The sequence below is a fragment of the Janthinobacterium sp. MP5059B genome (assembly GCF_001758645.1).
Lineage (GTDB): Bacteria > Pseudomonadota > Gammaproteobacteria > Burkholderiales > Burkholderiaceae_D > Janthinobacterium > Janthinobacterium lividum.
Genome location: NZ_LRHX01000016.1, coordinates 410019 through 436848 on the forward strand (window position 1 = coordinate 410019; position 26830 = coordinate 436848).

General features: G+C 63.6%; 24 protein-coding genes and 1 other RNA gene. 17 read left to right on the forward strand and 8 right to left on the reverse strand.

Annotation, left to right across the window (positions count from 1 at the left end):
• Positions 1-9: 9 nt before the first annotated feature.
• Positions 10-1023 (forward strand): NAD-dependent epimerase/dehydratase family protein, encoded by a 1014-nt coding sequence (locus JAB1_RS18910; protein ID WP_070281370.1) that lies wholly within the window; start codon positions 10-12, stop codon positions 1021-1023.
• 21 nt (positions 1024-1044) lie between these two features.
• Here the strand turns inward: JAB1_RS18910 and JAB1_RS18915 are convergent, their stop codons facing one another.
• Positions 1045-1356 carry a c-type cytochrome gene (locus JAB1_RS18915; protein WP_034786554.1) on the reverse strand — a complete coding sequence of 104 codons (312 nt, stop codon included), beginning with the start codon at positions 1354-1356 and terminating at the stop codon, positions 1045-1047.
• A 345-nt stretch (positions 1357-1701) separates the two neighbouring features.
• Positions 1702-3567, reverse strand: a complete 1866-nt coding sequence (gene ilvD / locus JAB1_RS18920; RefSeq protein WP_070281371.1) for a dihydroxy-acid dehydratase — start codon at positions 3565-3567, stop codon at positions 1702-1704.
• A 170-nt stretch (positions 3568-3737) separates the two neighbouring features.
• Here ilvD and JAB1_RS18925 point away from each other — a divergent pair, with 170 nt between their 5' ends.
• The 3 genes from JAB1_RS18925 to JAB1_RS18935 all read left to right on the forward strand — a co-directional run bounded on the left by JAB1_RS18925 (position 3738) and on the right by JAB1_RS18935 (position 7233).
• On the forward strand, positions 3738-4649 hold the full coding sequence (locus JAB1_RS18925; protein WP_070281372.1) for a LysR family transcriptional regulator: 912 nt from the start codon (positions 3738-3740) through the stop codon (positions 4647-4649).
• 79 nt (positions 4650-4728) lie between these two features.
• Positions 4729-5559 carry a prolipoprotein diacylglyceryl transferase gene (lgt, locus tag JAB1_RS18930; RefSeq protein ID WP_034786551.1) on the forward strand — a complete coding sequence of 277 codons (831 nt, stop codon included), beginning with the start codon at positions 4729-4731 and terminating at the stop codon, positions 5557-5559.
• A gap of 192 nt (positions 5560-5751) precedes the next feature.
• On the forward strand, positions 5752-7233 hold the full coding sequence (locus tag JAB1_RS18935) for a diguanylate cyclase (protein ID WP_070281373.1): 1482 nt from the start codon (positions 5752-5754) through the stop codon (positions 7231-7233).
• On the opposite strand, the gene JAB1_RS18940 is transcribed toward JAB1_RS18935, so the two are convergent.
• From JAB1_RS18940 to JAB1_RS18960, 5 genes are all read right to left on the reverse strand, one after another.
• Complete coding sequence (locus JAB1_RS18940) at positions 7230-7694, reverse strand: EVE domain-containing protein (RefSeq protein WP_070281374.1); 465 nt, start codon at positions 7692-7694, stop codon at positions 7230-7232. The two genes, JAB1_RS18935 and JAB1_RS18940, sit on opposite strands and share 4 nt — an antisense overlap.
• Before the next feature lie 79 nt (positions 7695-7773).
• Positions 7774-7951, reverse strand: a non-coding RNA gene (gene ssrS / locus JAB1_RS18945) — 6S RNA.
• 189 nt (positions 7952-8140) lie between these two features.
• Positions 8141-8452 carry a cell division protein ZapA gene (locus JAB1_RS18950; protein WP_034747344.1) on the reverse strand — a complete coding sequence of 104 codons (312 nt, stop codon included), beginning with the start codon at positions 8450-8452 and terminating at the stop codon, positions 8141-8143.
• On the reverse strand, positions 8452-8742 hold the full coding sequence (locus JAB1_RS18955) for a DUF904 domain-containing protein (protein WP_343215998.1): 291 nt from the start codon (positions 8740-8742) through the stop codon (positions 8452-8454). Before JAB1_RS18955 ends, JAB1_RS18950 begins: the two co-directional genes overlap by 1 nt.
• A 129-nt stretch (positions 8743-8871) precedes the next feature.
• Positions 8872-9618: a hypothetical protein gene (locus JAB1_RS18960; protein WP_070281376.1), complete on the reverse strand. Its 747-nt coding sequence runs from the start codon at positions 9616-9618 to the stop codon at positions 8872-8874.
• A 513-nt stretch (positions 9619-10131) separates the two neighbouring features.
• On the opposite strand from JAB1_RS18960, the gene groES reads away from it, so the two are divergent.
• From groES to JAB1_RS18985, 5 genes are all read left to right on the forward strand, one after another.
• Entirely contained in the window at positions 10132-10422 is a 291-nt protein-coding gene (groES, locus tag JAB1_RS18965) for a co-chaperone GroES (RefSeq protein WP_010400979.1), read from the forward strand.
• 50 nt (positions 10423-10472) lie between these two features.
• Entirely contained in the window at positions 10473-12122 is a 1650-nt protein-coding gene (gene groL, locus JAB1_RS18970; RefSeq protein WP_070281377.1) for a chaperonin GroEL, read from the forward strand.
• Between the two features lie 234 nt (positions 12123-12356).
• Positions 12357-12833 carry a hypothetical protein gene (locus tag JAB1_RS18975; RefSeq protein WP_070281378.1) on the forward strand — a complete coding sequence of 159 codons (477 nt, stop codon included), beginning with the start codon at positions 12357-12359 and terminating at the stop codon, positions 12831-12833.
• Between the two features lie 85 nt (positions 12834-12918).
• Positions 12919-13476: a GNAT family N-acetyltransferase gene (locus tag JAB1_RS18980; RefSeq protein WP_070281379.1), complete on the forward strand. Its 558-nt coding sequence runs from the start codon at positions 12919-12921 to the stop codon at positions 13474-13476.
• An 81-nt stretch (positions 13477-13557) separates the two neighbouring features.
• Positions 13558-15132 (forward strand): oligopeptide:H+ symporter, encoded by a 1575-nt coding sequence (locus JAB1_RS18985; RefSeq protein ID WP_070281380.1) that lies wholly within the window; start codon positions 13558-13560, stop codon positions 15130-15132.
• 51 nt (positions 15133-15183) lie between these two features.
• On the opposite strand, the gene JAB1_RS18990 is transcribed toward JAB1_RS18985, so the two are convergent.
• Positions 15184-16827, reverse strand: coding sequence for an alpha-D-glucose phosphate-specific phosphoglucomutase (locus JAB1_RS18990; protein ID WP_070281381.1), 1644 nt, complete (start codon positions 16825-16827; stop codon positions 15184-15186).
• 168 nt (positions 16828-16995) lie between these two features.
• Between JAB1_RS18990 and JAB1_RS18995 the strand changes: the two genes are divergently transcribed.
• The 8 genes from JAB1_RS18995 (at position 16996) to JAB1_RS19030 (ending at position 26752) form a co-directional block, all read left to right on the forward strand.
• Complete coding sequence (locus tag JAB1_RS18995) at positions 16996-17481, forward strand: sigma-70 family RNA polymerase sigma factor (RefSeq protein WP_170846370.1); 486 nt, start codon at positions 16996-16998, stop codon at positions 17479-17481.
• Positions 17481-18605 carry a FecR domain-containing protein gene (locus JAB1_RS19000; protein ID WP_070281382.1) on the forward strand — a complete coding sequence of 375 codons (1125 nt, stop codon included), beginning with the start codon at positions 17481-17483 and terminating at the stop codon, positions 18603-18605. Before JAB1_RS18995 ends, JAB1_RS19000 begins: the two co-directional genes overlap by 1 nt.
• Positions 18606-18669: 64 nt before the next feature.
• Complete coding sequence (locus tag JAB1_RS19005) at positions 18670-21066, forward strand: TonB-dependent receptor (protein ID WP_070281383.1); 2397 nt, start codon at positions 18670-18672, stop codon at positions 21064-21066.
• A 294-nt stretch (positions 21067-21360) separates the two neighbouring features.
• Entirely contained in the window at positions 21361-23622 is a 2262-nt protein-coding gene (locus tag JAB1_RS19010) for a TonB-dependent siderophore receptor (RefSeq protein ID WP_083299814.1), read from the forward strand.
• Between the two features lie 73 nt (positions 23623-23695).
• Positions 23696-24442: a DUF4198 domain-containing protein gene (locus JAB1_RS19015; protein WP_070281384.1), complete on the forward strand. Its 747-nt coding sequence runs from the start codon at positions 23696-23698 to the stop codon at positions 24440-24442.
• A gap of 2 nt (positions 24443-24444) precedes the next feature.
• Complete coding sequence (locus JAB1_RS19020) at positions 24445-24780, forward strand: DUF3649 domain-containing protein (RefSeq protein WP_083299815.1); 336 nt, start codon at positions 24445-24447, stop codon at positions 24778-24780.
• Positions 24777-26399 carry a PepSY-associated TM helix domain-containing protein gene (locus tag JAB1_RS19025; protein WP_070281385.1) on the forward strand — a complete coding sequence of 541 codons (1623 nt, stop codon included), beginning with the start codon at positions 24777-24779 and terminating at the stop codon, positions 26397-26399. The genes JAB1_RS19020 and JAB1_RS19025 overlap by 4 nt, the downstream gene beginning before the upstream one ends.
• On the forward strand, positions 26399-26752 hold the full coding sequence (locus JAB1_RS19030) for a DUF3325 domain-containing protein (RefSeq protein WP_070281386.1): 354 nt from the start codon (positions 26399-26401) through the stop codon (positions 26750-26752). Before JAB1_RS19025 ends, JAB1_RS19030 begins: the two co-directional genes overlap by 1 nt.
• The last annotated feature ends 78 nt before the right edge of the window (positions 26753-26830 follow it).

Genomic DNA, 26830 nt, shown 5'->3' on the forward strand with positions numbered 1-26830 from the left:
GAGGACAATATGGACAAAACGGTATTGGTACTGGGCGCGACGGGCGGCATCGGCGGCGAGATGGTCCGCCAACTGCAGGCAGCAGGCTGGCAGGTGCGCGCCTTGACGCGGGGAGAAACGCCATCGCCACGCGGCGATAACATCGAGTGGCTGCGCGGCGATGCCCTGTCGCGCGCGGACGTGCTGGCGGCCGCGAAAGGCTGCGCCGTCATCGTGCACGCCGTCAACCCGCCCGGCTACCGCCACTGGGGCCGGCTGGTGCTGCCCATGCTCGACAACACGATTTCAGCGGCGATTGCCGAGGGCGCCACCATCGTGCTGCCGGGCACCGTGTACAACTTCGGTCCCGACGCCTTTCCCGCATCGGGAGACTTACTTGCGGAAGATGCGCCGCAACGCCCGCTCACGCGCAAGGGCGCCATCCGCGTGGCACTGGAAGCGCGGCTGGAATGGGCCAGCACGCAGGGCGCCAGGGTCATCATCGTGCGCGCGGGCGACTTCTTCGGCCCCCGCGCCGGCAACAACTGGTTTTCGCAGGGGCTGGTGAAACCGGGCCAGCCCGTGCGCAGCGTGCTGTATCCCGGTGCGCACGGCGTCGGCCACCAGTGGTCCTACCTGCCCGACGTGGCACGCACAATGCTGCAATTGCTGGCCATGCGCGCCACCTTGCCGGCGTTCTCCCGCTTTCACATGGCTGGCCACTGGGACCACGACGGCCGGCAAATGACGGGCGCGATTGCCCGCGTGGTGGAACAGGCGACAGGAACTTCGCCCGCCATCCGGCGTTTTCCGTGGTGGCTGGTGGCGCTGGCGTCGCCGTTCGTGGCGACCCTGCGCGAAATGCGCGAGATGCGCTATCTGTGGCAAACGCCCTTGGCCATGGACAATGCGCGGCTGCTGGCGGTGCTGGGCCAGGAGCCGCATACGCCGCTCGACGAGGCGGTGCGGGCGACATTGGAAGGCATGGGCAATCTGCAGAAGGCAGCGGGCAAAAAAAACGCGCCGGGATTGCCGGCGCGCTGATTGCAGTTACTGCGGCACAGATTATTTCTGTGCGAGTACCCATTTGACCAGGGTGTGGGCTTCCGCATCGCTCACTTGCGGGTTCGCTGGCATCGGGATCGCGCCCCAGGTGCCGGAACCGCCCTTCATGACTTTCGCCACGAGCTTGGCTTCCGCGTCTTTCTGACCGGCATACTTGGCAGCCACGTCCTTGAACGCAGGGCCCACCAGTTTCGTGCTCACCGCGTGGCAAGCCATGCAGTTTTTTGCTTTCGCCAGGTCCGGATTGGCCAACGCTGCTTGCGATGCCAAAGCCGATACGGCCAATACACTCACCAACATAAAACGTTTCATTGTCTTTTCTCCAAAGTTACTTCCTGCGGCATTTTACTGTGTTTCCGCAGATGCACCACGAGCCCAGATCAAGCGTTTCAATGTAGTAACGCAATGTAGTCAGGAGGCATGCATATTCTGCCCCATCTGCGCGTCCATGACCATGTTGTTTGTAAGGCGATGTAACGACAGCCGGCCCCGCGCAGCAGATCGGGGCCGGCTGTCTTACCTGCGCAACAGTATCCAACACCTGGCAAAACCGTAGCGAGCGGCAGCGAGTTGTGGCTGAGAAGCGCAGCTGTGCGGATGCACAGTGAGCATCGCAGGCCGCAAATCGCGATGCGCAGTAGGTTTTGCCTGGTGTGGTCAGCGCTTCTTCAGTTGGGAGAGATCGCGCACGGCGCCCCGGTCAGCCGACGTCGTCAGCGCCGCATACGCCTGCAGCGCCTGCGACACATAGCGCTCGCGGTTGACGGGCAGCCAGGCAGCGTCGCCCTTCGCTTCCATGGCGGCGCGGCGCGCGGCCAGTTCACCGTCCGTCACGCGCAAATTAATGGTGCGCTCGGGGATGTCGATGTCGATGAAGTCGCCCTCTTCCACCAGGCCGATGGCGCCGCCTTCGGCCGCTTCCGGCGAGGCGTGGCCGATCACCAGGCCCGAGGAACCGCCCGAGAAGCGCCCGTCCGTGAACAGCGCGCACGCCTTGCCCAGACCTTTGGATTTGATGTACGAAGTCGGGTACAGCATTTCCTGCATGCCAGGGCCGCCTTTCGGGCCTTCGTAGCGGATGATGACCACGTCGCCTTCATGCACGGTATCGGCCAAAATCGCTTCAACAGCGGCATCCTGGCTTTCGAACACGCGCGCCTTGCCCGAGAATTTCAGGATGCTTTCATCGACGCCTGCCGTCTTGACGATGCAGCCCTTTTCCGCCAGGTTGCCGTACAAGACGGCCAGGCCGCCATCCTGCGAGTAGGCGTGCGCCTTGTCGCGGATGCAGCCCGTGCTGCGGTCCGTGTCGACTGCCGCAAAACGCTCCGATTGCGAGAACGCCGTTTGCGTCGGTACGCCGCCTGGGGCGGCGCGGAACAATTCATGCACGGCCGGATTGTCCGTGCACATGATGTCGTTTTGCGCGATGGCGTCGGCCAGGGTCGGCGCGTGGATGGTCGGCAGGGTCGTGTTCAGCAAGCCGGCGCGCGCCAGTTCGCCCAGGATGCCCACGATGCCGCCCGCGCGGTGCACGTCTTCGATATGGTATTTGTCCGTCATCGGCGCGACCTTGCACAGGCACGGTACCTTGCGCGAGATGCGGTCGATGTCGGCCATCGTGAATTCCACTTCCGCTTCGTGCGCGGCGGCCAGCAAGTGCAGCACGGTATTCGTCGAGCCGCCCATGGAAACGTCGAGCGCCATGGCGTTTTCAAATGCGGACTTGGTGGCGATCGAGCGTGGCAGCACCGAGTAATCGTCCTGCTCGTAATGGCGCTTGGCCAGTTCCACGATCAGGCGGCCCGCGCGCAGGAACAGCTGCTGGCGGTCCGAGTGCGTGGCCAGGATGGTGCCGTTGCCGGGCAGGGCCAGGCCCAGCGCCTCGGTCAGGCAGTTCATCGAGTTGGCCGTAAACATGCCGGAGCAGGAACCGCAGGTAGGACAGGCCGAGCGTTCGATCTCCGCCACGTCGGCGTCGGACACCGTGCTGTCGCCCGCCTTGATCATGGCGTCGACCAGGTCCAGCTTGATGATCTTCTGCGTGCCATTGACCACCTTGACGACCTTGCCCGCTTCCATCGGGCCGCCGGAAATGAAGACGACGGGGATATTGATGCGCATGGCGGCCATCAGCATGCCCGGCGTGATCTTGTCGCAGTTCGAGATGCAGACCATGGCGTCGGCGCAGTGGGCGTTGACCATGTATTCGACGGAATCGGCGATCAGGTCGCGCGAAGGCAGCGAATACAGCATGCCGCCGTGGCCCATGGCGATGCCGTCATCGACGGCGATGGTGTTGAATTCCTTGGCTACGCCGCCGGCCGCCTCGATTTCGCGCGCCACCATCTGGCCCAGGTCCTTCAGGTGCACGTGGCCGGGCACGAACTGGGTAAACGAGTTGACGACGGCGATGATCGGCTTGTCGAAGTCGCCATCCTTCATGCCGGTGGCGCGCCACAGGGCGCGGGCGCCAGCCATGTTGCGGCCGTGGGTGGTGGTGCGGGAGCGGTATTGCGGCATGATGGACCTTCCAAAAGTGTTGGTGCCTGTCTGCCCGGATTTTCAGCAAAACCCTGCATGCAGTGGGGGTACGTCAGATTGCCTTGCGCGCGCCCCACTGTCAAATATATGATGCACGTGTCTGTGAGTCATTTTATATATCACAGAACTTATTCCACATGGAAACGCATATGAACCTTGAACTGCGCCAGCTGCGCTATTTCGTCACCGTCGCCGAGGAATTGCACTTCGGCCGCGCCGCCGCGCGCCTGCACATGACGCAACCGCCCCTGTCGCAAACCATCATGGCCCTGGAAGACTTGCTGGGCGCGCCCCTGTTCGTGCGCACGCGCCGCGAGGTGCAGCTGACGCCGGCCGGCACGGCCCTGCTGCCCGAGGCGCGCCGGCTGCTGGCGCAGGCGTTCGATTTGCCCGCGCTGGTGCAACGGGCCGCGCAGGGCGAGGCGGGGCGATTGAGCCTGGCGTTTGTTTCCTCGGCCGACTACAGCGTGCTGCCGCCGCTGCTGCGCGCGTATCAGACGGCTTATCCGCAAGTACAGATCCAGTTGCAGGAGGCCACTTCCGACCTGCAGCTGGACGAATTGCTGGCCGGCCGCACGGATGCGGGCCTGTTGATCCCGCCCCTGCCCGAAAAGGCCAAAGGGGCGCTCGACTACCTGCCCGTGCTGGCCGAGCCGCTGGTGCTGGCCGCGCCGTCCGGCCTCGACATCTTGAACACGCCGGGCGCCGTGCGCCTGCGCGACGTGCCGCCCCTGCCCTTGATCATTTTCCCGCGCGCGATCTCGCCCGCCCTGCACGATGCCATCCTCGGCGTGTTCCGCGCGGCCGGCATCACGCCGCAGATCGGCCAGGAAGCGATCCAGATGCAAACCATCGTCAGCCTCGTCTCGGCTGGCATGGGCATCGCGCTTGTGCCACAATCGGTATCGAATCTGATGCGCCCGGGCGTAGAATACAGGCCGCTGCGGGACGCCACGCCGCTGGTGGAAACGGGCCTGGCCTGGCGCCGCGACAATCCGTCCGCCGTGCTGCAAGGCTTTCTGGCGCTGTTGCGCAAGCAGATAGGCCAGCCAGCACGATAAATTAAGTGGCCGCTAAGGCAAAGAACCGCAAGCGCCCCCATACTACGCAACCTTGGCTTTAAACAAAGAAAGAAACTCCATGCTGATACACCCGATGCCCGACCCGATAGCCATCCAGATCGGCCCGCTCGCCGTGCACTGGTACGGCCTGATGTATGTGCTGGCCTTTGCCCTGTTTATTATCCTGGGCCGCGTGCGCATCAAGCAGCCGCATATCGCCGTGCTGGGCTGGAAGAAGGAAGACCTCGATGACATGCTGTTCTACGGCATGCTGGGCGTGGTGATCGGCGGGCGCCTGGGCGAAGTGCTGTTCTACCGCCCCGAATACTTCATGCACAATCCGCTCGAGATCTTCATGGTCTGGCATGGCGGCATGTCCTTCCATGGCGGCTTCCTCGGCGTCATCCTGGCCATGTACCTGTGGAGCCGCAAGGCGGGCCGCAACCTGTTCGATGTGCTCGACTTCATCGCGCCGCTGGTGCCGCTCGGCTACGCAGCCGGCCGTCTGGGCAACTTCATCAATGCAGAACTGCCGGGCCGCATCGCCCCGGAAACCCTGCCGTGGGCCATGCAATGGCCAGGCATTCCGTATCCCGTGCACCCGTCGCCGCTCTACCAGATGCTGGTCGACGGCATCCTGGTGTTCATCATCCTGTGGCTGTATGCGCGCAAGCAGCGTCCGCGCATGGCCGTCGGCGCCATGTTCACCCTGCTGTACGGCTGCGCGCGCTTCTTCACGGAATACTTCCGCACGCCGGACTGGGAAGTCGTGTGGTTGGGCGTGCCGATCACGTCGGGCCAGATGCTGTCCCTGCCGATGATCGTCGGCGCCATCGCGCTGCTGGTGTGGGCGTATAAAAGCCAGGTAATGGGCACGCCGCCCACCAAGGCCCGCCCGGCCAACACGTAAAACCGCTGTTCCCCCCGATGGCGCGCCAGGCAGGCGCGCCATCACCTCCTCCGGCAACCTTTCCCTCAAAGCAGCATAATTTCCTTGCGGAATGAATCTTCGCTTGCGATAGCGCAATGATCGCTTTACCCTGCAGCAAGAGCAGGGCGTGCAATCATGCTGTGTTGGCAATTCGAGCGGGGAGTCCCATCCATGCAGTATGCGAGGAAGACCACGACATTCTGGCTGGCGCTGGCGGGCGGCTACGTGCTGGCGCAACTGGCCTTGACGGCTTGGGCAGGGACACGCGGTCCCGCCGTAAGCTACCTGTTCGGCGTGATGGCGCCACTGCTGGCGCTGGCCGCCTGCTGCCGCAACGCCAGCCTGAGCCCCCCCGGCGTCGTGCGCACGGGCTGGGGCCTGTTTGCGGCCGCCATGCTGTTCTGGAGCGTAGGCATGGCGTTGTCCGCCTGGCAAGACCTGAGCGGCCATGTGGCGTCCGACACGACGTATTTCTCCGATTTTGCCTATTTCATGTATGGCGCGCCCTTGCTGCTGGCCATTTCCTCCGTCAGCGACCGCCACCCTTCGCGCACCCTGCAATGGCTGGACGCCGTGCAAGTGCTGCTGGCAGCTTACCTGACCTATACGGCCATCTTTTCCGTCTCGCCCTTCGACCAGCGCTCGATCGCGCCGATACCCGCCAGCCTGCTGGTGACGACGTACAACGTGGAAAACCTCGTCCTGGCCTGTTGCGCGTCGCTGCGCCTGCTGGCGCACCGCCGCGATGGCGCACAAGGGCGTTTCTACCTGCTGCTCAGCGTGTTCCTGTGGTGCTACGCCGCCTGCGCGGGCGCCTATAATTACCTGACCCTGCATGCGCTGGCCGAAGCCGGTCCCAGCGAGGTACTGCCCAGCCTGCCTTTCCTGCTGCTGGCGGTGCTGGCCATGCGCGTGCAGCCGGGCGAGGAAGAAGCACGGCCGCCGAGGCCGTTGACCTTGCTGATTGACAACTTCAGCCCCATCTTCTTCACGGCAGCCCTGCTGGGACTGGGATTCGTCGTGCTGCGCGAGCATTTCTACCTGGCGGCCAGCGCCCTGTTCGTCGCGCTGACGGTCCACGCGCTGCGCTCGGCCACCCTGCAAAGCCGCTACATGCAAAGCGAACGGGCTTTGCGCGAAGCCCACGACAAACTGGAAAAGCTGTCGCTGACGGATGGCTTGACGGGCATCGCCAACCGGCGCTGCTTCGACCAGACCCTGCAGTTGGAGTGGCAGCGCGCCGCGCGCAACAATCAACCGCTGGCGCTGCTGATCATCGATATCGACTTCTTCAAAAGCCTCAACGATACCTTCGGCCACCCGTATGGCGACGCCTGCCTGCAGCAGATCGCGGCCGCCCTGCATTCGGCGCTGCCGCGCGCCAGCGACCTGGCGGCCCGCTTCGGCGGAGAGGAGTTTGCCGCCATCCTGCCCGCCACCGATGGCGCGGGTGCACTGGCCGTGGCGCACAAGATGCAGGAAGCGATTGCCGCGGCCGCCATCGTCCACGCGCCGTCGCGCGGCGGCCTGGTGACGGCCAGCATCGGCCTGTCGCTGAATGACGCAGGACAGACGCCGGAACAATTGCTCGCCGCCGCCGACCAGGCCCTGTACCGGGCCAAGCAGAATGGCCGTAACCGGGTCGAAGGCTAGCCTGTCAGCTTGCCGGTAATGACTTTCCATTGCGCCGGCGTCACGGGCGTGATGGACAGACGGCTGCCTTTCTTGAGCAGCAGCATGTCTTCCAGTTCCGGCATCTGGCGCATCTCGGACAGGGGCAGCAGCGCCGTCTTCCTGACGCCGCGCACGTCGACGCTGATCCAGCGCGGCTGTTCTTGCGTGGCCTTGGCATCGAAATATTTTCCGCCCTCTTCAAACTGGCTGTGATCGGGATACGCGCCGCTGGCCACTTCGGCCACGCCCGCCACGCCCGGCTGCGGGCAGCTCGAGTGATAGAACAGCACGCCATCGCCCGGTTGCATGCCATCGCGCATGAAGTTGCGCGCCTGGTAGTTGCGCACACCGAACCACGGCATGGTGTGTTTGGGCGCCGCCATGAGGTCGTCGATGCTCACTTCATCGGGTTCGGATTTCATCAGCCAATATTGTTTCATATTCACTCCCTATCAAAAGCAACAGGCGTAAAAAAACGGTTGCGCATCGATGCTGCAACCGTTTTCTTGGTACTGCAAATTGGGCCCCGCCTGTGCCGCTATGCCGGCATCCCGAACCAAACGGTTCAAGGTGGTCACGTTAGTTCAATTTCGGGTTCGTCGAACGAGCGACGCTCACTCCCATCAAACAAAATTCGCAACCGATGCGCATAAATGGTTCAAGGAATATATGGCAATCGCGAACACCGCAGGGTAGACCCAAGTTTACTCCTTTGATCGCGCATCGCAAAGACAAATCGTACCGTATCCGCTTAAAAACCAATTAATAACACCGAATAAAACCGTAGCGAGCGGCGATGAATTGTGGCTAAGAAGCGCAGCTGTGCTAAAGCACAGCGAGCATCGCAGGCCGCAATGCGCGACGCGCAGCAGGTTTGATTCGATGTTTAAAAAAGGTTTTCCTGGGGCGTCAGAGCGCTATCCAGGACAGTGTGCATGGCCGAGATTTTCTGCTTCACTTCCAGTATCGTCAATTCCGACAGCGGACCTTGCGGCGACTTCACGGAGAGGAATTCCGCGGCCACGCCCAGGGCGGCCAGCACGGCGATGCGGTCGTTGCCCTTGACCTTGCCCGCGTCGCGGATGGCTTTCATTTTGCTATCGAGATAGATCGCCGCTTCGCGCAGCGCGCGCTCTTCGCCGTCGCGGCACACCATGCTGTAGGACTGGCCCATGATATTGACATCGACACGCGGCATTACGCTTCCTTCTCGTTCTCGGCACTATAGGCGCCCGCTTCCGAAGCGGCTTGCTCCAGGCCGGCTTGCACCAGTTCGGGAATTTTTTCCAGCAAAGCTTCCACCCGCTCCTGCGCCTCGCGCATGCGCTGCACATACAGGGAGTTCTCGGCGGCCAGCGCGGCATTGTCCTTGCGCAGTTGCGCGTTTTCACGGCGCAGCGCATGGGTCATTTCGGCCAGCAGGCCTATTTTGTCGGATAATTCGTTGAATTCGGAAATCATCCCGCCACTATAGGGCGGACGCTCCATGGGCGTCAATCGAATCACGCCGCTGTCACACATATTTACATCAATGCAGGGCAGTTGGCGGACAATACACGCTTTTTCCGGCGCTTTTCGCCAAGTGCGCGCATCTGCCGGCGCCGCGATGGCAGCGTTTTACTCGTCGACGTAATCGGGTTCGATATCGAGTCCGCCATAGCGGTTTTCGCAAGAGCGGCGCGTCAGCGTCTGTTGTCCGCCCTTGCCGTCAAGAACCATCGTCAAGTCGCGGCAAGTACTGCGATAACTGCCAGGCTTGGCGTCCGTACCCGAGGGCGTCAGGCGCACTGCCAGCGGCACCGCATTGCCCAGGCCCTTGTTGCTCCACTGGCGCGTCTTGCCATCCTCTTCATCTTTCAAGGTGCGCACGGCGGCCGTCAGCAGCGCTTTCTGTTCCCTGGCATTGAGCTTGGCGATGGTGACGTCGGACAGGAATGGCGGATACACGACGGGCGCCGGGTCCTTGCCCTGCACATCCCAGCGTCCGCTGTTCTGCGAACAAGTGCGGCGGCTCAGGTCCTGCGACTTGTCGCCCGCGGTGACGACGAATTTCAGGTCGCGGCACACGTGCGCCTTCAAGCTGTGTTCCGTCATGCCGGAGTTGCTGAAGTTATATGTGACTTTCACCAGCACGCCGCTGTCGCCGCCGTTGTCCCACACATGGGCTTCCTGGTCGTCGTCATCCTTGTTCAAATCGTTGAACAAGTCATTGAGCAACATTTCCTTTTCCAGCGGCGTCAGGGCCGCCACGGTGATCTCGTCGACGATGGTGGGCGTTTGCGCCGCGGCATTGCCCAGGCAGGCGAGACCGACGAGAGTAGCGCCCAACAGGCGCAGGGCGGGATGGGAAATCGGGAATGGCATGGCGTGCTTTCTGGTGCGAGTGGTGATATTGATATGCAATTGCAATCATCTTATCAAATTTCATAGTCAAACTCTGTTTCCTATGCGTACAGGAACGCCCCCTCTCCGAACGGCATGCTAGAGTCGCGCCTGTTGCTGACGCCCGGGAACGAGGCTTGTGCTGGCGCAAACCCTGTGTAGATGCAGGCTCTGCTCAGCATCTATCTATATGTTCCCCTTGAATAAGCCCCCTACCGTCCCTATAATTAGCACTCGTTAGTAGAGAGTGCTAACAAACTCTTTCGTAGCAATCCTCAGGAAATGATGGTGCTTGCCAGGCCACTGCAGGGAACGCTACGCGGCGGGCGACGCCGCGATGCACCACTGCCGGATACAGGCAAGGACAGGATGACATGGGGTTTGCTTGACCGTTGCGGGCTGCTTTCAACGGCGGTCACTGAAAGCACGTCTGGCGCTGTGCCAGGCATGTATTCATTTAGCAACACCTATCCATTGAACTTTAAGGAGTTTTGTATGAATCTGCGCCCATTGAACGATCGCGTCATCGTCAAACGCCTCGACCAGGAAACCAAAACTGCGTCCGGCCTCATCATTCCTGATGCAGCTGCTGAAAAACCGGATCAAGGCGAAGTCCTTGCCGTAGGCAATGGCAAGATTCTCGACGACGGCAAAGTGCGTCCTCTGGATGTCAAAGTGGGCGACCGCGTCCTGTTCGGCAAGTACGCCGGCCAAACCGTCAAAGTTGACGGCGATGAGCTGCTGGTCATGCGCGAAGAAGACATCATGGCGATCGTCGTCAAGTAATTGTTTCCACGTTGTAGACAGATACATCCCGAAACTCAGGAGAATTGAACATGGCAGCTAAAGAAGTAGTATTCGGCGACGCAGCGCGCGCCAAGATGGTCGAAGGCGTCAACATCCTCGCCAACGCAGTCAAAGTAACGCTGGGCCCGAAAGGCCGCAACGTGGTCCTGGAGCGCTCGTTCGGCGCCCCTACCGTCACCAAGGATGGTGTCTCGGTAGCGAAAGAAGTTGAACTCAAAGACAAGCTCATGAACATGGGCGCGCAAATGGTCAAGGAAGTTGCTTCCCGCACCAGCGACAACGCCGGCGACGGCACCACCACCGCAACCGTGCTGGCACAAGCCATCGTGCGCGAAGGCATGAAGTTCGTTGCCGCCGGCATGAACCCGATGGACCTGAAGCGCGGTATCGACAAGGCAGTTGCTGCCACCGTCGAAGAACTGGCGAAAATCGCCCGTCCTTGCACCACGACCAAGGAAATCGCCCAGGTTGGCGCGATCTCGGCAAACTCGGACTACTCGATCGGCGAGCGTATCGCTGAAGCGATGGAAAAAGTCGGCAAGGAAGGCGTCATCACCGTTGAAGACGGCAAGTCGCTGAACGACGAGCTGGACATCGTTGAAGGCATGCAGTTCGACCGCGGCTACCTGTCGCCATACTTCATCAACAACCCGGAGAAACAAGTTGCCGTGCTGGACAGCCCATTCGTCCTGCTGTGCGACAAGAAAATCTCGAACATCCGCGACCTGCTGCCGGTACTGGAACAAGTCGCAAAAGCTGGCCGTCCACTGCTGATCATCGCAGAAGACATCGAAGGCGAAGCGCTGGCCACCCTGGTTGTGAACAACATCCGCGGCATCCTGAAAACTTGCGCAGTGAAAGCACCTGGCTTCGGCGACCGCCGCAAAGCCATGCTGGAAGACATCGCTGTCCTGACCGGCGGCCAAGTGATCGCTGAAGAAGTCGGCCTGACCCTGGAAAAAGTGACCCTGGCCGAACTGGGCCAAGCGAAACGCATCGAAGTGGGCAAGGAAAACACCATCGTTATCGATGGCGCCGGCGAAGCAGCTTCGATCGAAGCACGCGTGAAACAAGTGCGTGTACAGATCGAAGAAGCGACCTCGGACTACGACCGTGAAAAACTGCAAGAGCGCGTCGCCAAACTGGCTGGCGGCGTTGCCGTGATCAAGGTTGGCGCAGCCACCGAAGTCGAAATGAAAGAGAAAAAAGCCCGCGTTGAAGATGCACTGCACGCGACCCGCGCTGCCGTGGAAGAAGGCATCGTGCCAGGCGGCGGCGTAGCCCTGCTGCGCGCACGCGCCAACATCACGGTCAAGGGCGACAATCCTGATCAAGACGCTGGTATCAAGATCGTCCTGCGCGCAATGGAAGAGCCACTGCGCATGATCGTGCAAAACGCTGGCGAAGAAGCTTCGGTCGTCGTGGCAGCCGTACTGGCTGGCTCGGGCAACTACGGCTACAACGCTGCCAACGGCACGTATGGCGACATGGTGGAAATGGGCGTCCTGGACCCAGCCAAAGTGACCCGTTCGGCGCTGCAAAACGCCGCTTCGATCGCTTCGCTGATGCTGACGACCGACTGCATGGTCTGCGAAATCGCTGACGACAAAGCAGCCGGCGGCATGGGCGGCGGCATGGGTGGTATGGGCGGCATGGGCGGCATGGACGGCATGATGTAATGTCCGGCGGCCAGTCGCGCAGGCGACGGCGCGACTGGCCGCATACGCAGGGACAGGGCTGGCAGACCAAAAGCTGCCAGCGCCTCCCGGCGGCCCCGAAAGCCACCTTCTACGGAAGGTGGCTTTTTTTCGCCTGTTGATTTTACAAGCCTGTTTGGCAAGCCCGGCGATTGCCGGCCTGTGCGTTTTGCTTTAGCATGGCCGCCATCGTCCCTCTTTCTCACGCTCACCATCATGCCGCCACGCGCCTCTTCTTCCAAAACCACCATCATCGCCGGCATCCTGGCCGGCTTGCTGGCCGCCGGGCTCGGTGCTTTCTACCTGCATCAGCAATCCGCGCCGCAGGCAGACAATGCCCCGACCGCGAGCAGCCAGACGGCGGTGCCGGAGCAGAACGCGCGCGCCGTCGATGCGCTGATGGCTTTGCCGGAAATCAAGGCCTGGTCGGCGCATATCGAAAAGGCTTCGGGCGGACGCGCGCACGGCGCCGTGATGGAAACGTCGCCCGAGACGCGCCTCGTCGATGGCGTCGCCTGCTATCAGCTGAGCTTTTTCGAAAACACGCCCGATGCGGCGCACCGCTGGGAAAGCTTTGTCGTCACGCCCGACGGCAAGCGCATCCTCGTCGACGACATCGTCAGCGGCGACCTGATCAGCCTGGAACAATGGCGCAAGGACAACGCGCCCATGCAGCGCATCGCCACGCAGTAACGCCCTAAGCCGGCGCGATGGCCACGGACACTGGCGGTGCAGCGCAAGCTTTACTTTCTGGCATCAAAGCCCGATACTCGCCCACATGCCCGCCATCACTGTCCGCCCCCTCGCGCCCGACGACGCCAGCGCCTACCGCGCGCTGCGCCTGGCCGGCATTGCCGAACTGCCCGCCACCTTCTGCACCACGCATGCGGCGGAAAGCGGCTTGCCGCTGGCACAGATAGCCGAGCGCTTGCACGCCACCTCCCACCAAATAATATTTGGCGCTTTCGACAATGAACAATTGATCGCCATGGCCGGCCTGCGTCGCGAACCGATCGCCGTCGTGCATGACAAGGCCAGCCTGTGGGGCGTGTACGTGGCGCCGCAGGCGCGCGGGCGCGGCGCGGGACGGCAGCTGGTGCAGGCCGCCATCGCCCATGCCTGCGCCATTCCCGAGCTGGGCCGCGTGCGCCTGGCCGTGGCACAGGACAACCACGCGGCGTTGACCCTGTACCTGGCTTGCGGTTTTACCCTGGAGGACTGTCCCGCATCGGATGGCATGCTGCAAATGCAGCTGTTGCTGCCCCGCCCTGCGCGTGCAAGTGCCGAAAGTAATGTCTTTATGAAAATCAATACCTTACAAATCCCTGCGAAATAGCGGACAGGCCGTTTTTTCTGTTGCAAGCAAACGCGGCAGGCCTTAGCATCGCGGCTTACAAAAAAAACTTGGGGAGAGCCAATGTCATCGGCCGAGACACAAACCGCCACGGGCAAGATGCCCCGGCAAATACCGTACATCATCGCCAACGAAGGCTGCGAACGCTTCAGCTTTTATGGCATGCGCAACATCCTGACGCCATTCCTCATCAGCACCCTGCTGCTGATGATCCCGATCGACCAGCGCACGGGCGAAGCCAAGCACGTCTTCCACACCTTCGTCATCGGCGTGTACTTCTTCCCGCTGCTGGGCGGCTGGCTGGCCGACCGCTTTTTCGGCAAATACAACACCATTTTCTGGCTCAGCCTTGTGTATTGCGCCGGCCATGCCTGCCTGGCCCTGTTTGAAAACAGCGTCAACGGCTTCTATTTCGGCCTGTTCCTGATCGCCTTCGGTTCCGGCGGCATCAAGCCGCTCGTGGCCTCGTTTGTCGGTGACCAGTTCGACCAGACCAACAAGCACAAGGCCAAGCTGGTGTTCGACCTGTTCTACTGGATCATCAACTTCGGCTCCTTCTTCGCCTCGCTGCTGATGCCGCTGTTCCTGAAAAAATACGGTCCATCGATCGCCTTCGGCATCCCCGGCATCATGATGCTGGCCGCCACCATCGTCTTCTGGATGGGCGCCAAAAAATACGTGCACGTGCCGCCGGCACCGCCGAACCCCGATTCGTTCACCCGCGTGGCCCGCACGGCCCTGCTGGCGCGTGTCGACGGCGGTTCGCGTCCCGGCCTGTACGTGGCCTATGTCGGCGTGATCGGCGCCCTGTATGCGTTCTACAGCATTCCCGAATGGGGCTTCGTGATTTCCGCGTGTACGGCGCTGGTATTGCTGCTGGCCTTCGGCAGCATCGGCACGGCCATGCAGCTGGAACGCGCGCGCGGCATCCACCCCGACGAAGCCGTCGAAGGCGTGCGCGCCGTGCTGCGCATCCTCGTCATCTTCGCCCTCGTCACGCCCTTCTTCTCGCTGTTCGACCAGAAGGCTTCGACCTGGATCGTGCAGGCGAACACCATGGAAAAACCAAGCTGGTTCCTGCCGGCGCAGATGCAGGCGCTGAACCCGATGCTGGTGATGCTGCTGATCCCGTTCAACAACCTGGTGCTGTACCCGATGCTGAACCGCTTCGGCCTGGAAGCGACGGCCCTGCGCCGCATGACGGCCGGTATCGGCTTTTCCTCGCTGGCGTGGATCGTCATCGGCTTGCTGCAGCTGGCCCTCGACAGCGGCAATGCCGTCTCCATCATGTGGCAGATCCTGCCATATGCCCTGCTGACGTTTGGCGAAGTGCTGGTCTCGGCGACAGGACTCGAGTTTGCCTACAGCCAGGCGCCCGTCTCGATGAAGGGCGCCATCATGAGCTTCTGGAATCTGTCGACCACGGTGGGCAACCTGTGGGTGCTGATCGTCAACCGCAGCGTCATGAACGAAGGCGTGATCGGCAAGATCGCCGAAAGCGGCATCAGCGTGACGGCTTTCCAGATGTTCTTCTTCGCCGCCTTTGCCGCCGTCGCCATGCTGGCCTTCGGCCTGTATGCGAAGCGCTACAAGATGGTGGATAACTACCGCCAGGCGGTCATCCCGGCAAAAGCATGATGCCGGTTTGACCTGCCGCAATGAAGAAGGGCGCCCTCGGGCGCCCTTTTTTTACGTCGTCACGGTGGGCCCATCGCGCCCCGTGTGCGCGCGGATCTGCGCCACCTGCTCGGCCACGGCGATCAGTCCCGCCAGCGCTTCCTGGGTCGGAATGCCGTGCTGCGCGACATCGGCTTCATAGCGCTCCAGGTACAGGCGCAGGGTAGCGCCTTCGGTGCCCGTGCCGGACAGGCGCAGCACGATGCGCGCGCCGTCCGTCATGACGATGCGGATGCCCTGCTGCGTCGCCACGGAGCCATCGACGGGGTCGGTATAGCTGAAATCGTCGGCCAGCGCCACCGTGTAGCCATTGACTACCTGGCCCGGCAAGGCGGCCAGCTGGCCGCGCACGGCCTCCATCAACTGCTGCGCGCCGGCGCTGTCGATGTCTTCGTAATCGTGGCGCGAATAATAGTTGCGGCCATAGGCGGCCCAGTGCGCGCGCACGATCTCTTCCACCGACTGTTTTTTCTCTGCCAGCAGGTTGAGCCAGAACAGCACGGCCCACAGGCCATCCTTTTCGCGCACGTGGTTCGAGCCCGTGCCGTAGCTTTCTTCGCCGCACAGGGTGGCCATGCCCGCGTCGAGCAGGGTGCCGAAGAACTTCCAGCCCGTCGGCGTCTCGTAGCACGGAATGCCCAGCGCGCTAGCGACCCGGTCGGCCGCGCCCGACGTGGGCATGGAGCGGGCGATGCCCTTCAAGCCGGCGCGGTAGCCGGGCGCCACGGTGGCATTCGCGGCCAAAATCGCCAGGCTGTCCGATGGCGTCACGTCGAAGCGCCGGCCAACGATCATGTTGCGGTCGCCGTCGCCATCCGAGGCGGCGCCGAAGTCGGGGGCCTCATTGTCACCATCTCCGGCCGCCATGATGGAAATCAATTCCTGCGCGTTGACGGGATTCGGGTCCGGATGGCCGCCGCCAAAGTCTTCCAGGGGCACGCCGTTGATGACGCTGCCCTTGGGCGCGCCCAGCATGCCTTCCAGGATGGCCGTCGCATACGGGCCGGAGACGGCGTGCATGCCGTCAAAGCAGATGCGCAAGCCGCCCGCGAACAGGGCACGGATGGCGTCGAAGTCGAACAGCTGCTGCATCAGTTCCGCGTAATCTTGCACCGGATCGATCACTTCGACCGTCATCTGCTCGATGCGCACCGAACCCGGTTTGTCGAGATCGATGTCGGCAGCGTCGCTGATGCGGTATTCGGCGATGCCTTGCGTGCAGGCGTAGATGGCCTCGGTGACCTTTTCGGGCGCCGGGCCGCCATTGGCGATGTTGTACTTGATGCCGAAATCGCCATCGGGGCCGCCCGGGTTGTGGCTGGCCGACAGGATGATGCCGCCGCTGGCGCCATGCTTGCGGATGACGCAGCTGACGGCCGGCGTCGACAGGATGCCGCCCTGCCCCAGCAGCACGCGCGCGTAACCATGCGCGGCCGCCATGCGCAGCACCGTCTGGATGGCCGCGCGGTTGTAAAAGCGCCCGTCGCCGCCCAGCACCAGGGTCTGGCCGCGGCAGTCGCCCAGCGTGTCAAAAACGCTCTGCACGAAGTTTTCCAGATACTGCGGCTGGCTGAACACAGCCACCTTCTTGCGCAGGCCCGAAGTACCGGGCCGCTGGCCGGCTACCGGCGCCGTGTTGATGATTTGAATAGCCATCTTGCCTCCATATTAACTTCCGATGGTAACGCATGCCTGGCAAGCGGCAAAGCGTTGTACGCCTGCCACGGTGCGCCAAGCCGCTTAGCGCTACACTCCGGCATGCCATATAATGAGAATCATTCTCATATGCGGCACTCCTGGCTGCGGACTCATACATCGGACGCCGTGGTTGCACGCTATTACCAAGAACTGTTGAACTTTTGCTGGCGCAGCTTGCGCAACCGCGAAGCTGCTGCCGACCTGGTGCAGGAAAGCTATGCGCGCGTGCTGGGCGAAGCGGCCGTGCGCGAACCGCGCGCGCTGCTGTACCGCACGGCGCGCAATCTGCTGATCGACAATCACCGCCGCGCCGCCCTGCGCCAGCATGAGGAGCTCGACGCCCTGCCCGAGGCCGCGCATCCGGCCGCGCCGCGCCACTTGCAGCCGGAGCAGGCGCTCGAAAGCAGCCAGGACTGGCAAGCCTGCGTGGCCGCCATCGACGCCTTGCCGCCCCGCTGCCGCGACGCCTTCGTGCTGCACGTCTTCGAGGAATTGCCGCACGCGCAGATCGCTGCGCGCATGGGCATTTCCGTGAGCATGGTGGAAAAACATATCGCGCGGGGCATGCTCAGTTGCCAGGCGCAGTTGCATTCTTTGCGGGAAGCCACATAATGGCGCCCATGACCGCCCACCCGCCCCGCTACGATTTCGGCCCGTCCGCGCAGGACGAGGCGGACTTGCGCGAGTACGCCGACTTTGCCGCCACGCAGGACGGCGTGGCGCTGGCCGCAGCAAGCTGGTTCAGCCGACGCGGCAACCTCGATGCACAGCAACAGGCCGAATTTTCCGTCTGGCTGGCAGCCGACGCGCTGCACGCGCAAGCGTACGCGCAGCTGCGGGACACGCACCGCGTGGCGCGCAAGATTCCCGCGCAGGTCGCCGCGCGCTGGGCAGTGCCCCACGCCGCGCCTTCCTCCCGCCCCCGCCGCCACTGGCTGCGCGCGCTGCCGTATGCGGCCGCCGCCATGTTGCTGCTCAGCGTGGGCGCGGGCGGCTACCAGTGGTGGCAACAGCAAGCCGTGTTCAGCCAGTCGTATGCCACCATGCGCGGCCAGCGCCTGGCCGTCTCGCTGCCCGACGGCAGCAAGGTAGAACTCGATACGGCCACGCAGCTGCACGTCACCCTGTACCGCCAGCGCCGCGAAGTGCGCCTGGCGCACGGCGAAGCGCTGTTCCAGGTGCAAAGCAGACAGGGCCAGCCCTTCGACGTGCTGAGCGGTCCCTTGAAAGTGACGGTAGTGGGCACGCAGTTTTCCGTACGCAATACGCTCGAACACGACGGCCAGCTGCGCGTGGCCGTGCAGCAAGGTTACGTGCGCGTGGCGGGCGCAGGACAAGACCTGGCCGACCTGCGGGCCGGCCAGGGCGTCAGCGCCGACGCCGGCGGCCGCCTGTCCGCCATTGCCAGCCTGGCCCCAGGCAGCGTGGCGCCATGGCGCAACGGCAGGGTCACCTTCGACAATGTGCCGCTGGGCGCGGCACTGGCCGAATTCGAGCGCTATGGCGACACCGGCTTCGTCGTGCGCGATCCCGCCGTGGCGCAGCTGCGCATCGGCGGCAGTTTCAGCCTGACCCAGCTCGACCGCTTCGCCGCCGCCCTGCCGCAGCTGTTGCCCGTGCAGATCGTGCGCAGCGGCGCCACCAGCACCATCGGCATGGCGCCGAAAGCCGCCGCGCAGGCGCCGGCAATGCAACTGCAAAAAAAACAAATGAAAATAATTCGCATTCGCAGGTGAGGGTTTTGCCCGCTGCCGCGTCTACCAAGTTAATCGACAATAAATTAACCTGGAGAAATGCAACATGTGGTCCCCCCGCCTCAATCTGACACCCGCCCCCCTCGCCCTGGCCGCCATGCTGGCCCTGGGCACCATTTCCCTGGCACAGGCGCAAACGGCGCCCGCCGTCACACTGGCCATCGCCGCCCAGCCGCTGGGCCAGGCGCTGAATGAGCTGGCGCGGCAAGCCAATCTGCAACTGCTGTTCGCGCCCGAACTCGTTGCCGGCAAGACGGCGCCCGCCGTCAGCGGCACCCTTAGCGTGGCCGACAGCCTGGAGCGTCTGCTGGCCGGCAGCGGCCTGGCTGCCAGCATCGATGGCAACAGCGTCATCATCCGCTCCGCCCCCGCCGCCACGGGCAAGGTGGCGACCCTGGCGGAAATTACCGTCAGCGCGCGCCAGGAGGCAGTGATCGACAGCGAGCTGACCAAGTCATACGCGGCGCAAGCGGTCAGCATCGGCAAGGGCCAGCAAAGCCTGCGCGAAATTCCCCAATCCGTCTCCGTGCTGACGCGCCAGCAGTTGAATGACCAGAATTTGCTGAGCCTGGATGACGCCATGCGCGGCGTGACGGGCATCACCGTCGAGGCCAGCAGCACGGGCGGCAACCACGGCAACTTTTATTCGCGCGGCTATGCGCTTGACTCGGTGCAGGTCGATGGCGTGATGACGCCGGCCAGCACGGGCAACGACCTGTCGGCCGGCTTCGGACTGGCCATCTATGACCGGGTGGAAGTGCTGCGCGGCCCCGCCGGCCTGTTCCAGGGCGCGGGCGACCCGGGCGGCACCATCAACCTGGTGCGCAAGCGCGCGCGCGACACCTTTGCCGCCAGCGGCGTGCTCAGCGCAGGTTCCTGGGACCGCTACTACGCAGAAGCGGACGTCACGGGCCCCCTGAGCGCGGATGGCAAGGTGCGCGGCCGCCTGGTGGCCGCGTATGAACACCGGCGCTCCTTCGTCGACCATGTGTATGCGGAAAAACCGCTGTTGTACGGCACTGTTGCCATCGACGTGGCGCCAGGCACCGTGCTGACGGGCGGCGTCACCCACCAGCAATACAAGGGCCGTCCCGCCTTCGGCCTGCCCGCGTATGAAGACGGGCGCCTGCTCGACGTGCCCCGCTCCACCTATCTCGACCCGGCCTGGAACCACATCACGGAAAAGGTCACCGAATACTTTGCCGAACTCGATCATAAACTGGCGAACGGCGGCCAGTTCAAGGCGACCGCCCTGTACCGCGAGCAGGATGAACCGTCGCGCAATTTCGGCTGGTCCGACTGTTCCGCCGATCCCGTCACGGGCGACAGCTGCCTGGTCAGCTGGACCTACCGCAGCCACTGGAAGACGCAGGGCCTGGACGCTTACCTGGCCACGCCATTCCAGGCATTTGGCCGCAGCCACGACCTGATCGTGGGCGCCGACTACCGCCAGGTGCACAAGAATTTCCAGTATGGCGGCGGAGACAATGCGCCGATCAACATCTTTCATCCCGATAACAATATCGCGCGGCCCAGCTATACCTTTTCCAACGGCAATGACAACCGCACCAAACAGTTCGGCCTGTACGCGCGCACCCGCCTGCAAGCGACCGAGCGCCTGGCCGTCAACCTGGGCGGGCGCCTGACGCACTGGGACAACCATACCGTCAACCGCAACGCGTATTTCAACCAGTTCACCGATGTCAGCAACACCATCAAGGCCAAGTTCACGCCGTATGCGGGCCTGGTCTACGAGCTCGACAAGCAGGTGTCGGCCTACGGCAGCTACACGCGCATCTTCTCGCCCCAATCCACCACGGACGCTGCCGGTCAGACGCTGAAACCGCGCACGGGCCAGCAGTTCGAGCTGGGGCTGAAGGCGGAGCTGTTCGACAAGAACGTCAACGCGCATGCGGCCCTGTTCCGCATGGAAGACGAGAACCGCGTCATGCCCGACCCGGCCAACCCGCTGCTCTCCATCGGCGCCGGCAAGATGCGCAGCCAGGGCATGGAAGCCGAGCTGAGCGGCAGTCCCCTGCCCGGCTGGAACATCACGGGCGGCTATTCCTACACCAGCACGCGCACCCTCGAAGGCAGCGACGACCAGAAGGCACAGCTGTATTCCTTCATCGCGCCGCGCCACAATGTCAATCTGTGGACCAATTACCGGCTCGCCGGCGCGCTCGATAAAGTCAGCGTGGGCGGCGGCTTGCGCAGCGTCAGCAGCATGTACCGCCTGAACGGGCCAGTGAAATTCGAGCAGGGACCCGTCACCACGGTGGGCTTGCAGGCTGGCTACCGCCTCAGTCCCACACTGGAGCTGTCGCTGACGGTGAACAACCTGTTCGACAAAAAATACTACACGCGCGTGTGGGCCGCCTATGGCTCCAACTTCTATGGCGAACCGCGCAACGCCATGCTGACCCTGCGCGGCCAGCTGTAAACGCCCGCGCTCCTGCGCATGCACGGCCGCCGCCAGCAATGGGGCGGCCGTGCGCGTTGACGGCATCGCTGCGGCTTCATTACCACATCGCTCTCTTGCATGTCTCGCAACCCCGCACTATAATAAGAATAGTTCTCATTCACATTTAGACTCCCACCCGAGTTTGCGCACAGTCGCCTGACTGATGCGCGGCTGGATGACACGCTGCGCCAGCCAGGCACCACCGCCAAGCAAGCCTCCCATACCAAAAACGCCAGCCGCTCGACGGCGGGCACACGAGAAGAAGGATGTTTCATGGCGCGAGCACGTTCGCTGGCCGGCATGGTTGCCGGCCCGTTTTCCCCACCAGTTTCCAATGTCGCCATGCGTCCGCTGGCCATCGCCGTGCATTCCGCATTGCTGACGGCAGCGCTGGGCGCCGGCGCGGCCCTGGCTGCGGAGGCACCCGCCAAGCCCGATGAAGCCACTCTGAGCGAGATCAAGGTAGTGGGCCAGCAAGACAAGGCATCGACCGAGCACACGGGTTCCTACACCACCAAACAGATGGCCACGGCAACCCGCATGGGCCTGTCGATCCGCGAAACGCCGCAATCGATTTCCGTGGTGACGCGCCAGCGCATGGACGACATGGGCCTGAACAGCCTGGCCGAGGTGCTGGTGCAGTCGACGGGCGTGACGGTGCAGGAAAACGACAGCGAACGCACGAGCTTTTCGGCGCGCGGCTTTTCCATCGGCAATTACCAGATCGATGGCGTGGCCGTCAATTCAGGCAGCAATGCGCTGTTCGACACGGCCATCTATGACCGCATCGAGATCGTGCGCGGCGCCACGGGCCTGGTCAGCGGCAATGGCGACCCATCGGCCACCATCAACATGATGCACAAGCGTCCCGGCAAGGAGTTTGCCGCCTCGGCCGGCCTGACCGTGGGTTCCTGGAGCAAGGTCCGGCTCGAAGGCGACATCAGCGCGCCGCTGAATGCGGACGGCAGCATCCGCGGGCGCGTCGTGGTGGCAGGCCAGAACCGCCATTCCTACATGGACCTGTACAAGGAACGCAAGCTGGTGGGCGCCGTCATCGTCGAGGCGGATCTGACGCCTGCAACGTTGCTGACGGCCGGCATCGACTATCAAAAGAACACACCGAAAGGCACGAGCTGGGGCACCACGCCCCTGTTCTTCTCGGACGGCACGCCGGCCAACATGCCCCGCTCGTTCAACATGGCGGCCAAGTGGAGCAGCTGGGAGCGCGCATTCGAAAACAAATACGTCTACCTCGAACACCGCTTTGCCAACGACTGGAAAATCAAGGCCGCCTACGGACGCCTGGACAGCTCTTCGAACGGCAAGCTGTTCTACGGCGGCAGCGGCTATCCGAAACGCGACGGCAGCGGCCTGGAAGTCTGGAGCGGCGCCTTCCCCTACGATGAAAAGCAGGACAACTTCGACCTGTCGGCCAACGGCACCTTCCCCCTGTTCGGCCGCCAGCACGACCTGGTGCTGGGCGTGAACGGCTGGAAGCGCACCGGCACGACGAATGAAACCTTGCTGCCCGATCCGCTGCCATTCGCCACCACCATCCCCGACTTCCGCAACTGGACCGGCGACGTGCCCGAGCCGGCGCTCACGCGCACTGGCGCGCGCGACGTCGCCACCACCAAGCAGTCCGGCGCCTTCATCGCCACGCGCATCAATGTCACGGACAGTTTCAAGGTACTGGCCGGCGCGCGCGTCTCCAAATGGGAAACATATAACGACCGCTACGATACCCAGGGCCGTTTTGTGAAACGCAGCTCCGCCTACAAGACGGACGATGTCGTCACGCCGTACGCGGGCGTGGTGCTCGATGTCAGCAAGAGTACCTCGCTGTACGCCAGCTACACGGACCTGTTCAAGCCGCAAAACCTGAAGGACAAGAACAACGCCTTCCTCGACCCGATCACGGGCAGCAATGTGGAAGCGGGCGTGAAGAGCGAATTCTTCGACGGCGCCGTGAATGCCTCGTTTGCCGTGTATGAAGCCAAGCAGGACAACCTGGGCGAGGAAGACAAATCGGTGCCGCTGACCTTCGTGCTGCCGGACGGCAGCCGTCCCTATATCTCGACGGGCAAGGGCACGAAAAGCAAGGGTTACGAGGCGGAAGTGTCGGGCAGCCCCTTGAGCGGCTGGCAGCTGTTCGCCGGCTACACGCACAGCAAGTCGAAGACGGGCAAGGGCGTGGTGACCAACACCATCCAGCCGACCAACATGCTGCGCGTCTCGACCACCTACCGCCTGCCGGGCGAGCTGCAAAATCTCACCATCGGCGGCGGCTTGAACTGGCAGAACGAGATCTGGACGACGGCCACCCTGCCGAACAAAAGCAAGATCCGGGTCAGCCAGGGCAGCTACGTGCTGGCCAACCTGATGGCGCGCTATCAGATCAGCCCGAAACTGTCGGCCAGCCTGAATGTCAACAACCTGTTCGACAAGACGTATTTCCGCCGCGTGGGTTTCTATAACGGCGGCTATTACGGCGAACCGCGCAACGTGGCACTGAACCTGCGCTACCAGTACTGATGCATCGCAGGCCGCTGTCCCCCGGGAGCGCGGCCGCTTTGTCCATTTCACATAAGAAGATAAGGGATACACCATGCACATCACCTCCATCGCGCGCCTCGGCGCCCTCGCTGCCGCCCTGCTGGGCGCGGCCCTCGTTTCCGGCACGGCCAGCGCGCACCAGATCTGGCTGCAGCAGGACGGCAAGGCGGCCAGCGTGTACTTCGGCGAGTTCGGCGACAACCTGCGCGAGGCGTCGCCCGGCCTGCTGGACAAGTTCAGCATCAAGAACGTGACATGGGTGTCGGCCAAGGGCACGCAGCCGCTGCAGGCGAGCAAGACGGCCGGCGCCTTCATCCTGAATGGCAAGGTGGGTGCCGGCGAAAGCATCATCGTCGAGGAAGACAACTACCCGTCGTGGGAAGAGAAAAAGGATGGCAAGAGCACGCGCACCGTGTGGGTCCCGGCCGCGCGCCTGATCGCCGATAGCAAGGCGCAAGCACCCGCGCTGACCCTCGACCTGGTGCCGACCGGCAAACCAGGCCAGTTCCAGGTCAGCTACCAGGGCAAGCCGCTGGCGCAAGCCAAGGTCAACGCCGTGGTGCAATCGGGCTGGGGCAAGGAAGCGTGGAGCGATGCACAAGGCCTGGTCAGCTTCCCGCTGCCATGGAAGGGCACCTATGTGCTGGAAGTGCAGCACACGGACAAGACGGCCGGCCAGCGCGGCACGCAAGCCTATGACAAGGCCATGTTCGTGACGACCCTGAGCCTGGTGCAGCCGCAAGGCGTGACGCCGCTGCCGGCCGGCCCGGCCCTGCCGCCGAGCAAGGATCACGACTGACCATGCAAGCGCCAGCCATCATTAAAATGCCGCGCCTGCGGCTCTCCGCCGGCGCGCTCTACCGCCTCGGCGTGGCTTCGCGCAGCGTGGCGGCCATCGTTGGCGGCTACGTGCTGGCCGCGCTGGTCACCATGCTGCTGTCGGTAAGCCTGCCCATGGCCCGTTCCGAAGCCGTCATGACAGCCACCCTGCTGTCGTTTGCCATCTACACCTGCGCCGTGATGTGGGTCTTCGCCACGCGCAGCGCCCTGCGCGCCTGGCTGGGCCTCGCGATCCCCGCCGCCATCATCGCCGCCATCCTGCAGTGGATGGACGCACTATCCTGGAGTTTCGCATGAAAGAAGGTTTCCGCCAGTCGATGGCATGGCTGCACACCTGGTCCGGCCTGCTCGTCTGCTGGATTTTGCTGCTGGTGTTTTGCGCCGGCACGGCCAGCTACTACCGCAATGAAATCACCCTGTGGATGCAGCCCGAATTACACGGCGCCGCCGCCAGCCAGGTCAGCACCGAGGAAGCGGCCAGCGTGGCGCAGAAGGCGATGGAAGAGCGGGCAGAAGGCGCCACGCGCTGGTTCATCAGCCTGCCCGGCGAACGCAGCCCGGCCACGCAACTGGGCTGGAGCAAGCCTTCGAAGCCCGGCGAAAAGAAACGCGGACGGCGCGGCAATTTTCATAGCGAAAAAGCCGACCCGGCCACGGGCGAAGTGCTGTCCAAGCCGCGCGAGACGCGGGGCGGCGAATTCCTCTACCGCCTGCATTTCGACCTGCATTACATGCCGGCCATCTGGGCCCGCTGGATCGTGGGTTTCTGCGCCATGTTCATGTTTGTCTCTATCATCAGCGGCATCGTCACGCACAAGCGCATCTTCAAGGACCTGTTTACCTTCCGGCCGAAAAAGGGCCAGCGCTCGTGGCTGGACGCGCATAACGTGACGGCCGTGCTGGCCCTGCCCTACCACATCATGATCACCTACACGGGCCTGGTCACGTTGATGTTCCTGTACATGCCTTCCGGCGTCACGGCCGCCTACAAGGGCGACCAGGATGCCTTCTTCGCCGAAGCCTTCCCGGGCCGCTCGGGCGACAGCAAGCCAGCCGGCGTGGCCGCGCCGTTGGCACGGTTGGCGCCCCTCGTGCGCCAGGCGGAACAGCATTGGGGCGGCGGCAAGGTCGAGCGCATTTCCGTCAACCACCCGGGCGACGCCAACGCCACCATTTCGCTGACGCGCGCCGGTGGACGCGACATGTCGTCGAAGCAGCCGTCGATGGAATTCGATGGCGTTTCCGGCAAGCTGTTGTCAAGCGATGGCGACGCGCAGCCCGGCGCGGCAGCCACGCAAGGCGTGATGGTTGGACTGCACGTCGCGCATTTCGGCGGGCCGCTGCTGCGCGCCCTGTTCTTCCTGTCCGGCCTGGCCGGCTGCGCCATGGTCGCCACGGGCGCCTTGCTGTGGGCCGTCAAGACGCGCCAGAAGCAGGCAAAGGCGCTGGCCGCCGGCAAGCGCGCCAGCTTCGGCCTGCGCCTGGTCGAAGCGCTCAACATCGGCGCCATCGCCGGCATCCCGATCGCCTTTGGCGCCTACTTCTGGGCCAACCGCCTGCTGTCCGTGACGATGGAAGACCGGCCGAAAGAGGAAATCGCCTGCTTCTTCGGCGCCTGGGCCCTGGCCGCCATCATCGCCCAGCTGCGCCCGTCGCGCGCCATGTGGCGCATGCAGCTGGCCGCCGGCGCCTTCCTGCTGGCATCGCTGCCTGTGCTGAACGTCTTCACGACCGGTTCGCACCTGGGCGTGACCCTGTTCCTGGGCCGCGGCCCAGTGGCGGTCGCCGCCTTCGACCTGGTGGTGCTGGTGCTGGGCCTGGGCCTCGCGTATGCGGCGTTCAAATTGAAACCGCTGCCCGTGAAGGCGGCCAAGGCAGCACCTGTGAAACCGGCGCAAACGATGGAGGCCGCGTGATGGAACTGTTAGCGAATTTCCTCGTCTTCGCATTGTGCTATGCGGGCCTGTCCTCGCTGTGCCTGGCGATGGACCGCCATTACGCCGACCTGCACGGACGCGGCGCCGAACCGCCCGCGCCACTGCGCCGCCGCCTGCAATGGGCCGGCTGGCTGGCGCTGGCGGCCGGCCTCGCCTGGGCCATGCACATCGCCGGCGGCGGCTACGGCCTCGTCTACTGGGTCGGCAGTCTGACGGGCTGCGGCTTGCTGCTGATCTGGCTGCTGCCCTACGCGCCGCACCAGGCCATGCGCCTGGCGCGCATCATCGGCGGCGCGGCCGTACTGGCCGCCGTCGCGCTGGCCTTGCTGTAGAGGACCTGGCGGTCCCGCCACGTGACGGCAAGTGCGTGGCGGGACAGCAACAGCGCATTGCATCGGCACGCTCACCGC